The sequence below is a fragment of the bacterium genome (assembly GCA_030247525.1).
Lineage (GTDB): Bacteria > Electryoneota > JAOADG01 > JAOADG01 > JAOADG01 > JAOTSC01.
Map to the genome: position 1 here is coordinate 22,461 of JAOTSC010000013.1, position 12,513 is coordinate 34,973.

Consider the following 12,513-nt stretch of genomic DNA (forward strand, 5'->3'; position numbering starts at 1 on the left):
TTCACAACTTGAATGTTTAATCTGCCTTGATTCGCTTTCGAGTTACTCATGCCTGCCCCACGGGTTTAAATTGTGGTATGTTTTCTGAATGAACTTGCTTGGACTTGGATCTCGGTATTCGCAAGTAACAACGAGGAGATTTGTGGTAAATGTGCGCCAAACCAAAATTCCATAACACTTCCTCGCACCGAGACCACTGCGCCAAGATTCAGTGATGCTGTCTTGTTTTTTCATTAAGTTCTCGATTAATGTCAGCCTCGTAGCGTTATGATAGATAAAACAGGAACGATTGGAGGTTTGAAAATTGTTCTCATACGCTTTAGGATTTCATACGCTGTAATAATCGTCGATTCTCTTGATCCGCTTGGTTCTAAAGCAAGCGTAAGTGTAGCGAGTAAATCGTTGAATCGATTGTCACTTTGACTCGCAAACACGTGGTGTGCTCCTAATCGCAACAAATTCGAATTCGGTTCATTTTTCAATAACGCTCGCAGCAAAGGTGGCCAGGCTTTCATTTGAAATTGTAGTAAGCCTTCGGCTGCCAACCATGCCACATCGGGGTTACTGTCATGGAGTGCTCTCACGAGAGGTCTGATCGATCGGGTATCATTAATCGCACCAAGTGCCTTTGACGATTCCCAACGAACTTGATCCGATTTAGAACATAGCAGTGCTCTTATAAGTGGAGAGACTGCCGGTTTGCCAAGCGTGATCAAAGATTCTCTGGCGTGCTCACGAAGCATACCATCATCGCTTGTCAACGATTTCATCAGCGATCTTACCTGCGTTCGTATCGATGGTTTCTCATTCATGATTTCGCTTTCCATGTTAACAAAATACATTTCACATGACTTAGTCGTATGACATATCTCGCAAATTGACGCCATTTCTCGCGATTAATGAGTATTGGCGGTTTGAACCGAGTACTGTCACTTGAAAGTTAAGCACGATTGACTATGTATGTGATACGTACTAATCGAGAAACTCGTTCATCAGTAATCACTTTAGCGCTGTTATGAATAATAGATGCTGAGTGCTTTTCTGCTTCTTATGATTTGGATATCAATTACTGTCATAAAAATTCCTTACACACTTTTAGTCAGTCATCGAGCCAAAATTGAAGCAGATCATCGAGGGAGCAGACTACAACTTGTTCAGGTTGTTGAGACTTCCCCGTTACTATTCCTTACCCCTGAGCCAACGATTTCGCCCTTTACCTGAAGTGATATGTAAATGAACTATCTGAGTCGAGCTTCGTTTGATTTTCTTGTGTATAAATCGAGCAGTTCTTGCAGAATGACAACCCAAAGGGTATTTTCGCTTGATGATTAGGTCGCAAAAACTCATTTCTGGGATAATCTTGTTCCTCGCCGTACTGTTCTTCGGTACGACGTTTGATTATTGTGTTGTCGTCGACGACACCCACGACCACCATGAGTGCTTTTGTATCTGTCATTCGGAGTTGCACACTTCCAAGTCAATCACGATCAACACCCCTACATTTACCGATCGCGATTTCTATCACTCCATCCTGCATACTTCACAAGCTCTCCATCAGGATATTTATCGACCTCCGATAGCTGCGTAATCGATTGTTTCATTAGACAGTTGGATTACTGCAACATTTTTGAGGTCAATCATGGTGAAAATACTTTCACTATGGGTGTTGTTGTGTATGCTCGCCTTGATGCCTTCCGGTGTTCGGGCGGTTGAGCAACTATCCCTTAGTGATGCGATATCAATCGCATTAACTAAAAATCCAGAAGTGATTCGTGCAAACCGCGAGATCGACGCATCGCGCGGACGATTCTGGCAAGGAATCTCGTTACCGCCAACTACCGTATCCGTTGCATACGAAAATGTCCCGGTAGGAGAAAAAGCGAAGCACTACCGCGAACGTGTCGTTGAAATCGAACAATCGTTCGATTTCCCGACCACTTATGGGTTACGGGGTAAGTCGCTTGCCGCTGAGACGAAAGTTGCTAATGCATCTTTTACGAACGTGCAACAGACGATTATTCAGCAAGTAAAAATCGCATACTACACCGCGGTGGCGTTGCGCAGCAAAATGGAGTTAGCCGAAGAAAACCGGAAAATAGCCGAGGATTTTTCCCGCAAAGCCGATTCGCGGTTTACTCACGGCGAAAGTACCCGCCTCGAAAAACTCACGGCAACGGTACAATACACTCAAGCTCAGAATGATGTCGTAATTGCCCGCAACCGGTTCCAAATGGCAATGGGAGATCTTCTCTATTCGCTGGGGCGGGATCGTTACGATGTAAGTACATCCATCGTACTGACCGACAGTCTTGTATATCAACCACATTTCGCTAAAATGGATTCGCTGTTCCAAAGTGCACGACAATCCAATCCCGAGCTTCGCGCCAATTCGTTCAGAGTGAAAAGCGCAGCCATGAATCGCGCGTTGGCGTGGTCGAGTCTGTTGCCATCCCTGAGTCTTGGCTACAATCGCGTTACAACATCCAACGAAGAGTCGAGTTATGGAGTCATCTTCGGGATGTCGGTTCCACTCTGGTTTATGTTCGATCAACGCGGACAAATCCAAGAAGCTACAGCGAATCTACGCAAAACCGAATCAGACCTAACAACCGTTGAGAATTTAGTCAGATTAGAAGTTCAGAACGCATTTCTCGAGTTGAACACGCAGGAACAGCAGGTATTGCTTTACCAATCCGATTTACTTCCTCAGGCGAAGGAAGTGTATCGCGTCGCTTCCTCCAGTTTTGAAACCGGTGAAATCAGTTACATCGAATATCTGCAAGCAAAGCAATCGCTGATTGCGATGGAATCAGAATACATCGATGCATTACTAAGCGTCAAATCTGCAATGGCAAAACTTGAGAAAGCTGTCGGCAAGGAGTTACACCCATGATATACATGAAACGGTTCGGCGAAATTAGTGCGGTTCAGCGGTTTTTACTCGTTTTAGTAATTCTATTCGCTTTATTGGCTGTCGGTATGGTGGGATGCACAAGTAAAACCAAAGAAGTCGATTCGCATTCGGAACACTCGGAAGAAGAGGGCGAACATCAAACACCGACAGTATCGCTTACCCGCGAGGCAATACAAACGATTGGTCTAACGACGATTGCGGCGGAGGAAAAAGTCGTATCCGGTACACTTACGGCGGCGGCTAAATTAGTTCCCAATCAGGATTACGAAGCGCAAGTCGGGTCGCTGGTGCAGGGGCGAGTTCACAAAGTACTCGTGAGTGTCGGGGATCAGGTTAAGCAAGGACAGGTTCTAATGCAGATTGAGAGCATGGAAATCGGAACCTTGCTTTCCGAGTTTATGAAAGCCAAGGCTGAACTGAAGTTCACTGACGCCAATCGCAAACGGCAGAAAAGTCTCCTTGAAGACAATGCCGGTTCTCAGAAGTCGCTGTGGGAAGCGCAGACCGCCTATGAAAAAGCGCTTGCCGACTATTCAGCGGTAGAAAAGCGAATTCATTCAATCGGACTCTCTGTATCCGATATGCAAGATTCGGGTACAGCAGTTGATGTGGGTCGTGCAGTCGATAATGGTCTACTTCCCATTAAAGCGCCGATTTCGGGAACGGTAATCGAACGTACCGTTGTCATCGGTCAAATGGTGGATGCATCGAGTACGGCGTTTCGTATCGTCAACACCAGTACCCTCTGGGCAGACGGGCATATTTATGAAAGCGATGCACAACGGTTGGTCGGAAAGCCTGAAATCACGTTGACAGTATCGGCAATTCCCGGTGAACGATTTCGCGGTAAAGTGATTTTTATATCACCGGTAGTCGATGAACATACCCGAACCATTACCGTGCGCGCATCAATTCCGAATGCTTCCGGTCGTTTGAAGCCGCAAATGTTCGGCGAACTCCATCTTCCGATGGACGGAACTTCCAAGGGAATCGTGGTACCAGCAGAGTCGGTCGTGAAGGATAATACTGTCAATTTTGTTTTCGTTGCGATGAACGATACCACGTTTGAGCGCCGTGAGATTCAACTGGGTGTCGCATTCGACAATCAGATCGAAGTGAAGCAGGGATTGGCAGTTGGCGACCGCGTGGTAGTAAAAGGAATATTCGAACTAAAATCGGAGTTTAACCGCGACGCAATCGTGGGAGATCACAACCATGATTGAAAAAATTGTTTCTGTGACATTGAAACACCGTGCACTGGTGCTTTTCATCGTCGCTTTGTTGGTCGCGTTAGGAGTTTACTCATACACGACATTGCCTATCGACGCGTTTCCTGACGTATCGAATGTGCAGGTGGAAGTCATTAGTACCGCCCCCAGTCTTTCTGCACTGGAGGTGGAACGATTCGTTACCTATCCAATTGAAATGGCGATGCGGGGAATCCCGAAAGTCGTGCAAATGAGATCGGTAACGAAGTTCGGTTTATCGGTAGTAACCATTGTGTTTCAAGACGACGCCGACCTCTATTTTGTCCGCCAACTTGTTTTTGAGCGGTTGGCAGAGGCAAAAACCAGTTTGCCAGACGGGGTTGAGGTCGAAATGGGACCTGTTGCGACGGCAATGGGTGAAATCTACCAATACACATTAGATGGCAATGTACCGAGCGATTCCGTCGAACTGAAGAAGTACTTAACAGATATGCGAACGTTGCAGGAGTGGGTGATCGCGCCATTGCTGAAGAGCGTTCCCGGTATCAGCGAAATTAACTCGTTTGGGGGATACTTCAAACAGTATCAGATTATCGTCCAACCGGAAAAGTTGTTGGGATACAACTTAACGCTGGACGACGTCTATCACGCCGTCGCAGAAAACAACCAGAATGTCGGCGGTAACATTCTTGACCGGAATTCCGAACAATACATCGTGCGCGGTGTTGGTCTTTTAAAATCGGAAGAGGATATCCAAAATATCGTTGTAAAGTCGGTACACGGAACTCCCGTTTTTATCCGCGACGTCGCGACCGTCACCATCGGAGAAGCGGTCAGGCAAGGTGCCGCTTTGATCGATGGCAAACGGGAAGTAGTTGGCGGCATCGTGATGATGTTGAATGGGGAAAATAGTCGCGAGGTAGTGGAACGCGTAAAAGCGAAAGTGAAGGAGATCAACGAGAATAACGTTCTTCCTGCCGGCATCAAACTTGTACCGTTTTACGACCGCGCCGATATCGTTGCCAACAGTGTGAATACAGTGCGAAAAGCGCTCTTGGAAGGGGCAATCTTTGTCGTCATTGTACTATACATTGCATTGCGCAGTTTTCGAGGTGCAATCGTGGTATTGCTATCGCTTCCGCTTTCGTTGCTCCTAACATTCATCGTTATGAAGTACACCGGTATCCACGCAAATCTGATGTCGATGGGTGGACTCGCAATCTCAGTCGGTATGATCATGGATTCCGCTATCATTCAAGTCGAAAACGTTCAGCGTTTATTAGGAAAATTGACATCGAATGAGCATAAGTTCTCGACGGTGTTAAATGGAGTGATGCAAATCCGCAAACCAAGCATCTTCGGAGAGCTGATTATCGCTATCACGTTTATCCCGATTCTTGCGCTGGAGGGAATGGAAGGGAAGATGTTTGCCCCGCTCGCATTGACGGTTGCAATAGCCCTGCTCTCTTCCCTATTCGTATCGATCTTCATTATCCCGACACTGTGCGCTACGTTCCTAAAATTGGGCGAGGAAAAAGAGAGCAAGGTAATACACGCAACACGTATGGGTTACTCACGATTACTCGATTGGTCGATGAAGCGGAAAGGAATCGTTATCACTTCGGCGGTTGCTATGTTGATTGCAGCACTGTCGGTCATACCGTTTCTGGGTACCGAGTTTATTCCGGTAATGGATGAAGGGGCGTTCGATATGGACGTGCAACTCCTGCCCGGTGTATCGTTGGATAAATCGTTAGAGATAAACAATCTCATCGATGCGAAGTTGATGCGTTTCCCCGAATTGACTAAGGTCGTTTCCCGTACCGGTCAAACCGGCATTGCACTCGAAGCCCGCGGTGTCGATAAAACCGGCAAAGTGGGTAACTTAAAACCGCGTTCGGAATGGCAGACAACGTCTGACCGTGACGAGTTGATTGATTCGATGAGAAGCGCTTTAGCAGGGATACCCGGAATCACTTTCAGCTTTAGTCAACCGATTCAGTGCCGGATCGACGAATTGGTGGCGGGAACCCGCGCGCAGTTGATTATCAAGTTGTTTGGCGAGAATATGGATGTTCTCAAAACGAAAGCCGACGAGATAAGCCGAATTGTCAGAGAAATCCGAGGAACTGCGGATCTTGTCGTGGAGCGAATCGCCGGACAACCCTATCTCTCGATCGAAATCGATCGTAAGAAAATTGCCCGCCATGGACTCAATATCAGCGATGTACAAAAGGTTATTGAGATTGCGATTGGTGGTAAATCAGCGACGCAATTCTACGAAGAGAATCGCTCGTTCGATGTGATGGTTCGGTACCCGCTGGCAAGCCGAAACTCGGTCGAAACGATAGGTAATACCCTGATTCCATCCGAGCAAGGCTACAATGTACCGCTTAACCAGTTGGCAGACATCGCCATCGTCGATGGCCCGGTGCAGGTCAGCCGCGAGGATGGTCTCCGGCGTATCGGAATCGAGATCAACATCAATGATCGCGACATCGGCAGTTATGTCGCTGAAGCAAAAGCTGCAATTAAATCTAAGGTCGAGTTACCAGCCGGGTACTATACAACTTGGGGCGGTCAATTTGAGAATCAACAACGGGCAATGAACAAACTGATGGTTATCGGGCCGGCTGCGATTGGATTGATTCTGTTACTGCTGTTTATCACATTCCGGTCGATTCGACTCTCGCTGTTGGTACTCACGAATTTGCCGTTTGCGCTTATCGGTGGCGTTTTCGCGCTCTACTTATCCGGTTTGTACTTATCGGTACCGGCGTCGGTCGGATTCGTTGTACTGTTTGGCGTCGCTGTATTGAATGGAGTGGTTCTCGTTACGTACATCTCCCAACTCCGGCAGGATGGCATGTCGCTGCAGGAAGCGGTCGTTAAGGGTAGCAATGACCGGTTGCGTCCGGTTCTGATGACAGCAGCTATTGCAATCATCAGTTTAATTCCCATGCTATATGCAACGGGACCCGGTTCCGAAGTACAGCGACCTCTGGCAACAGTAGTTGTGGGAGGATTACTGACTTCAACTTTCCTGACACTCATTGTACTGCCGATTCTTTATCGATGGTTTGAGGGTAAGGTTTCTTAGCAATGGAAATTCTTTACAGATTGTTGAACAAGTTTCGTCTTAATGCGGCTGCGAGATGGTGATCCGTCGAAATCCGCTCAGTTCTTGAGCAGATATTTGAATAATAATGACCCTCGAAGAGCAGTCTTCGAGGGTCTGCTCGAAGAACTCACGACTGTTTGATACAACTTTTGGTAAATACACTTGGGCACGCGGTTTTTGAATGGTTACCTTCTATAAGGCGTGACCGTCAGAGTTTCACACGGGAGTATGAATATTGCACTGTAACTCACTGATTCGCTGTTAAACAGAATTTGCTTGGTTAACAGGAAGTTTACAAATGTATGATCCTACGACACGTGTGTGTACACAGCAGAATTGAGTAAAACGCCCAGTCTCTTTGAAAATGGAGTTCAAATGTGTCGTTTTTGTTTCATCGTGGCAATGGTGTTACTTACCGCTTCAAGTTCATTCGGACAACTAACCGTCACCGCAATTTCTCCAGCAAGTGACGCAGTCAATGTGACCACTACATCGATTGACATCACATTTTCCGCTCCGCTTGACACGACCTACCGTACACCGGATAACATACCCGTAGGAATAATGTTTCTGATTGGTGAGGTAGGTGAAGAGGGACCAACGCTACCGACAAGTTGGAGTTTTAGCCCGGATTTACGAACGATCCACTTCCCTATCACCTTGACTCAGCACACGTTTGTAAATATTGTGATCTTCAATGCGAGGTCACAGACTGGGCAGATGATGAGCAGGCCATTCGTATCGAACTTTACGAGCTGGTCGAGTTATGGTACTCTTTCAATTTCTGGAAACGTTGTTTTTCCCGGTCATACAGCATACAATTCGGTTGTACTTGTCTTTACCCGGGGGACACAAGGTTACGCTATATATCGTGTAGCGCTCTGCAATTCCGGATTAACCACATTTACTGTAAATTCGCTTCGTGGACAACAAGACTATTTTATTGTCGCAGTTAACGATTACAATTGTGATGGACAGCTTGGTCAGACAGACCCAACGGGATGGTGCGACACGAATGGTGACTACGAAGCTGATCCGATCGCAGTTGACAATAGTAACATCTCGAACATCACAATTTCAATACACCAAAGACTCTCTTTCACGGTTTTAGAGCGTTTAAGTTCCGTGCGAACAGCAATGGCGACGGTTGATTCCAATGCGACGATCAGAGGAATTTGGGGTGGAGAAGATATACAGCACGCTACCGGACGATGCACAGAGTGGCAATACAACTGCTATTCACCAAGATATAATATGATGTTCTGTGTTCGCGCGGAATCCTATCGGTGTACAATTGATACAACAGATCACACGAACCAAGGTGGAAATCCGAACTATTCGTTGTCTACAAACTGCATCGATTCTGATAGTGCATTTCGGGTAGCTGAACGAGCAGGTGGGGCATGGGTTCGAACTCAATACCCAATTTCTGACGTTGTAATCGCTTCAGGTGCAAATGACCCCGCTCCGCATCAATTTAATTACCATGTATGTTATAATGATAACTCAAGCCAATTTAATAACTATTTTCAAGTAAATGTCGACATGTTTACCGGACAAGTTGCCGATACAATCTGGAGTCGAGGGGTTTCGGTGAGGTTGGATGAGGCGGTTCCAACTATGTTCTCGTTTGGGTCAGTTTATCCTAATCCCTTCAACTCTTCAACCACGATTTCCTATGCAATTCCAAAATCGAGCAATGTCGAGTTAAAGCTATTCGATCTTACAGGACGGGAAGTGAGAACGATATATTCAAATCAGAATCAAGCGTCAGGTTCGTATCGATTATCATTTGATGGAAAAGAGTTAGCCACTGGTACTTATTTTATACGCTTGCAAGCAGGTAGGCAAGCACAGTTTCAGAAGATTGTTCTTCTGAAGTAGCGGACTTGCTATTGAACAGAATTCACAGAATTAGCCGAATGCAAGTACCGTCTCTAACAAGAAAGGTGTTAAACATGAGAAGGCGCAACGAGATTTTTCACCAGGAAAGAAATGCCCTCGTTTGTTTGCTGCATTGTTCCATTGTTGTACTCATTTCAATGTTTATCCCACTTACTTCGAATGCCCAAAGCTGGAATCACCAGAACCCATTACCTACCGGAAATGACCTGATGTCGGTAAAGTTCGTTGACTCAACATCTGGATGGGCAGTGGGTAGAGTTGGTACAATAATCCATACTACAGATGGCGGTACTACTTGGTCAAGTCAAACAAACGGTACATCGAGTCACTTGAATGGGGTATACTTTTCTGATTTGAATTTCGGTTGGGCAGTGGGTGATTCTGGTATCATCATCCATACTTCGGATGGCGGTGCGAGTTGGACGCGTCAAACAAGTGGAACGACGAGACACTTGTATGGGGTGTCTTTCATCGATACAAATACCGGTTGGGCAATTGGTCAGGTCGGTACCATCGTCCATACAACCAATGGCGGTGCAACTTGGACGAGTCAAACGAGTGGGACGACGAATTTCCTTCGGAGTAGTTGGTTTACCGATGCCAATAACGGCTGGGCAGTGGGTGATGCTGGCACGATCGTCCGTACTACGAATGGCGGTGCGACTTGGACGACTCAAACGAGTGGGACGACAAGACATCTATATAAGGTTTGCTTTTCAGATGCCAATTCTGGTTGGGCAGTTGGTGCGAATGGCACCATCATTCATACTACTAATGGTGGAACGAATTGGACAATTCAAACGAGCGGATCTACAAGTCATCTATATGGAGTTTCTTTTACCGATGCCAATGTCGGTTGGGCAGTGGGTGTAAACGGCATCATCGTTCATACAACAAATGGCGGATCTAATTGGACAACTCAAACGAGTCTGACTTCAAATTTCCTTCGAGATGTTTGCTTTTCCAATGCCAATACCGGATGGGCAGTGGGTCACAATGGAACTATCGTCCATACAACGAATGGTGGCACCAACTGGACAAGTCAGAATCGGGGGATAACGAAATCTCTACGGGGAGTATTCTTTACCAATGCGGATAATGGTTGGGCGGTGGGTGATTCAGGCACCATAGTGCATACTACAAATGGTGGGACGTCTTGGACAAGTCAAAATAGTGGAACTGTGAATGAACTTCGCGGGGTTTTCTTTACCGATGCCTTTATTGGTTGGGCTTTAAATGGGATTACCATCGTTCATACGACGAATGGCGGTATCAATTGGACGAGTCAAAATAGCGGTACAACGAGCGCCCTTTATGCGGTTTACTTCATAAATGCCAATGCCGGTTGGGCAGTAGGTGAAGGTGGTATCATCGTCCATACAACGAACAGTGGTGCTACTTGGACAAGTCAACCGAGAGTAACGAACAATCCCCTTTGGGGAGTTTACTTTGTCGATGCCAATATCGGTTGGGCTGTGGGAAGTGGTACCATCGTTCATACTACGAATGGTGGTACGAGTTGGACGAGTCAAACCAGTGGGACAACAAATTCACTTTCGGGGGTTTGCTTTACCGATGCCAATTCCGGTTGGGCGGTCGGAGGGTCTGGAACAATCATTCATACTACGAATGGCGGTATCAATTGGACGAGTCAAAATAGCGGTACTACGAATGCCCTTAATGCAGTTTACTTCATAAATGCCAATACCGGTTGGGTAGTCTGTTTTTCTGGCGCGATCATGCATACCACCAATGGCGGGGTAGACTGGACGAGACAAACAAGTGTGACTGAGAATTGGTTAGCGGGAGTATTTTTCACCGATGCAAACAATGGATGGGCGGTCGGTGAAGGAGGTGTAATTCTTCATTACACCGGCAGTACGTGGGTTCCCGAACCGCATCAAGCAGTGTTGCCGACAGAACTCCTGCTGTATCCAACGTATCCCAATCCATTCAACTCTTCAACCACAATATCCTATTCAATTCCAAGAGCGAGCAATGTCGAGTTGAAACTCTTCGATCTTACGGGACGGGAAGTGAGAACGTTATATTCAAATCAGAATCAAGCGTCCGGTTCGTATCGATTATCATTTGATGGAAAAGAGTTAGCCACTGGTACCTACTTCATGCGCTTACATGCGGGTAAACAGGCACAGTTTCAGAAGATCGTTCTTCTTAAGTAGTATCATCGAATGTGCTTATCAATTAAACCCCCGAAGGTACTCCCCTCGGGGGTTTGCACACTTGCTATCTTTGTAGAAATCCTTCTTGTTATAGAATGGGTTCTTCGGTACTGCTCATTGGTATAGCCTCATACAACCCCTTGATGCGACCCAGTAAACCAGTCAAAGCCCCCTTATAACGGATTTCGACCGGAACTTCATCAATCTGAATTTCAGGTGGAGTTTGTATCATCGTTTCCTCAACAACCGCCCTTTATCTTCTTTTCAGTCTTTGCAGCCTTGACGGGCTTGTTTTTGTTGTCGGCAATCATTTTCGTAATGGTCAACCGCGCTTGGTCGTGAAAACGGTTGACATCATGATCCCATCTTGAGCCAGTCAACTGCACCTGTGACGGGTCGAAAATGGTTTTCTGAAAGTTCGGCAGACCCCCATCGAGGATAGCGATATTTTCAAACCCAAGCTTTTGCAATAGTAGCGCTGCAACTTGTTCTTCCTGCACGGTATTACCGACAATCACCTTCCGTACATGACGTTGCGAGAATAGCTGTATCCACTCCTTGTTGAAGAAATCATTCGTGAGTATGTTCAATGAGTTCGGAAGCGCTAAATTGTTGTATTCACTGGCTTGGCGAACATCGATGATTCGAAAATTCGGCTCATGATCGATGATTCTGAATGCGAGTTCATCTATCGGCATGATTACTACGGGATGTGCTGCGACGTAACCAGGATCGGATACGGATGATAGAAAATGTGTTTTGCGATCTGGAGTTACCAATAACACAACAGCCAGTACGACAGCAAATGCTCCTGCCGCATAATGAAGACGCTTGGGATACGTGAATGCTGGTGATGCTGCATTTATCTTCTTCTCAATCATAGTTGTTGCGAAAAAAGCGCCAACTGCCATGACGATAAGCAGAAAAGCAAACAACCCCTGTGAGATTCCGATCGAATCAAAAACTTTTATTGCGCCTAATGACGTAGAGTCGTTGAACGAGTTGTATAGCGGATACAGCTCACCAAACAAGAACACACCCAAAACGCCTCCGCCAACGAAGAACATGGCATCCACTTTTCCAATCGACATCGCACAGATACTGGTGCCGGGACAGTATCCACCCAAGAGAAAACCAACTCCCATGAAAACACCGCCGACGATTGCGGGAGCTACCCAAGTT

At 46.4% G+C, this 12,513-nt stretch carries 7 protein-coding genes; 5 read left to right on the plus strand and 2 right to left on the minus strand.

Features of this window, described 5'->3' with window-relative positions; genetic code table 11:
* Positions 1–251: 251 nt before the first annotated feature.
* Positions 252–812, minus strand: coding sequence for a HEAT repeat domain-containing protein (locus OEM52_02475; protein ID MDK9699005.1), 561 nt, complete (start codon positions 810–812; stop codon positions 252–254).
* 827 nt (positions 813–1,639) lie between these two features.
* On the opposite strand from OEM52_02475, the gene OEM52_02480 reads away from it, so the two are divergent.
* The 5 genes from OEM52_02480 (at position 1,640) to OEM52_02500 (ending at position 11,331) form a co-directional block, all read left to right on the plus strand.
* Complete coding sequence (locus OEM52_02480; protein ID MDK9699006.1) at positions 1,640–2,893, plus strand: TolC family protein; 1,254 nt, start codon at positions 1,640–1,642, stop codon at positions 2,891–2,893.
* Positions 2,890–4,137 carry an efflux RND transporter periplasmic adaptor subunit gene (locus tag OEM52_02485; GenBank protein ID MDK9699007.1) on the plus strand — a complete coding sequence of 416 codons (1,248 nt, stop codon included), beginning with the start codon at positions 2,890–2,892 and terminating at the stop codon, positions 4,135–4,137. Before OEM52_02480 ends, OEM52_02485 begins: the two co-directional genes overlap by 4 nt.
* On the plus strand, positions 4,130–7,222 hold the full coding sequence (locus tag OEM52_02490; GenBank protein MDK9699008.1) for a CusA/CzcA family heavy metal efflux RND transporter: 3,093 nt from the start codon (positions 4,130–4,132) through the stop codon (positions 7,220–7,222). The genes OEM52_02485 and OEM52_02490 overlap by 8 nt, the downstream gene beginning before the upstream one ends.
* A 396-nt stretch (positions 7,223–7,618) precedes the next feature.
* A complete protein-coding gene (locus tag OEM52_02495; GenBank protein MDK9699009.1) occupies positions 7,619–9,127 on the plus strand; it encodes a T9SS type A sorting domain-containing protein in 1,509 nt (502 codons plus the stop codon).
* 158 nt (positions 9,128–9,285) lie between these two features.
* Positions 9,286–11,331 carry a YCF48-related protein gene (locus OEM52_02500; protein ID MDK9699010.1) on the plus strand — a complete coding sequence of 682 codons (2,046 nt, stop codon included), beginning with the start codon at positions 9,286–9,288 and terminating at the stop codon, positions 11,329–11,331.
* 239 nt (positions 11,332–11,570) lie between these two features.
* Here OEM52_02500 and OEM52_02505 read toward each other — a convergent pair.
* Positions 11,571–12,513: rhodanese-like domain-containing protein (locus OEM52_02505; GenBank protein ID MDK9699011.1), on the minus strand; the 943-nt coding region annotated here is incomplete at its 5' end.

What these genes read in the sequence shown, in the direction of transcription:
- OEM52_02475 (MDK9699005.1), bottom strand. Translation starts at nt 812, where the DNA reads ATGAATGAGAAACCATCGATACGAACGCAGGTAAGATCGCTGATGAAA.
- OEM52_02480 (MDK9699006.1), top strand. Translation starts at nt 1,640, where the DNA reads ATGGTGAAAATACTTTCACTATGGGTGTTGTTGTGTATGCTCGCCTTG.
- OEM52_02485 (MDK9699007.1), top strand. Translation starts at nt 2,890, where the DNA reads ATGATATACATGAAACGGTTCGGCGAAATTAGTGCGGTTCAGCGGTTT.
- OEM52_02490 (MDK9699008.1), top strand. Translation starts at nt 4,130, where the DNA reads ATGATTGAAAAAATTGTTTCTGTGACATTGAAACACCGTGCACTGGTG.
- OEM52_02495 (MDK9699009.1), top strand. Translation starts at nt 7,619, where the DNA reads ATGTGTCGTTTTTGTTTCATCGTGGCAATGGTGTTACTTACCGCTTCA.
- OEM52_02500 (MDK9699010.1), top strand. Translation starts at nt 9,286, where the DNA reads ATGTTTATCCCACTTACTTCGAATGCCCAAAGCTGGAATCACCAGAAC.